The organism is Neisseria sp. P0021.S007 (assembly GCF_051956855.1).
Map to the genome: position 1 here is coordinate 1 of NZ_JBQCXA010000114.1, position 1162 is coordinate 1162.

General features: G+C 52.2%; 1 protein-coding gene. It reads left to right on the top strand.

Features of this window, described 5'->3' with window-relative positions:
- A partial coding sequence (gene nuoH, locus ACTHUR_RS11550) for an NADH-quinone oxidoreductase subunit NuoH (protein ID WP_440398661.1) occupies positions 1-1016 on the top strand: 1016 nt, incomplete at its 5' end.
- Positions 1017-1162 lie beyond the last annotated feature (146 nt).

Consider the following 1162-nt stretch of genomic DNA (forward strand, 5'->3'; position numbering starts at 1 on the left):
CCGTAGGCTTGGTGGTATCCGTCATCGTCAAAATCGTGATTATCCTGATTCCGCTGATTCTGACCGTTGCCTACCTGACGTATTTCGAACGTAAAGTCATCGGCTTTATGCAGCTTCGTGTCGGCCCGAACGTAACCGGTCCGTGGGGTCTGATTCAGCCGTTTGCCGACGTGTTCAAACTCTTGTTTAAAGAGGTAACTCGTCCGAAGCTGTCAAACAAAGCCCTGTTCTACATCGGCCCGATTATGTCGCTTGCACCGTCTTTTGCGGCGTGGGCAGTGATTCCGTTCAACGAAGAATGGGTACTGACCAACATCAATATCGGCCTTTTGTACATCCTGATGATTACCTCGCTGTCGGTTTACGGCGTGATCATCGCGGGCTGGGCTTCTAACTCAAAATATTCGTTCTTGGGTGCAATGCGTGCTTCCGCGCAAAGCATTTCCTACGAGATTGCCATGAGTGCCGCACTGGTGTGTGTCGTGATGGTATCGGGCAGTATGAACTTCTCCGACATCGTTGCCGCACAAGCCAAAGGTATTGCCGGCGGCTCGGTATTCTCTTGGAACTGGCTGCCGCTCTTCCCAATCTTCATCGTCTATCTGATTTCCGCCGTTGCAGAAACCAACCGCGCGCCGTTTGACGTGGCAGAGGGTGAGTCCGAAATCGTTGCCGGTCACCACGTTGAATATTCCGGCTTCGCATTCGCGCTGTTCTTCCTTGCCGAATACATTTTCATGATTCTGATTGCCGCTCTGACATCGCTGATGTTCCTCGGCGGCTGGTTGTCTCCGTTCCCGCAAAGCTGGGGCTTTATCGGTACGCCTTCCGCATTCTGGATGTTTGTGAAAATGGCGGCGGTTCTGTACTGGTATCTGTGGATCCGTGCAACTTTCCCACGCTACCGTTACGACCAAATCATGCGTTTGGGCTGGAAAGTGCTGATTCCGATCGGCTTCGCCTACATCGTGGTTTTGGGTGTGTGGATGATTTCACCGCTGAATTTGTGGAAATAGGGCAGGGAGGCCGTCTGAAAGTTTTCAGGTAGCCTGAACCCCAAATTTTTAACCGTTTCAAACCGAGAGAAACCGATGAAAGCTCAATGCCTGTGCGGCGCAGTATCACTGGAAACCGCCGAAAACCGCGAACTCCACGCCTGCCA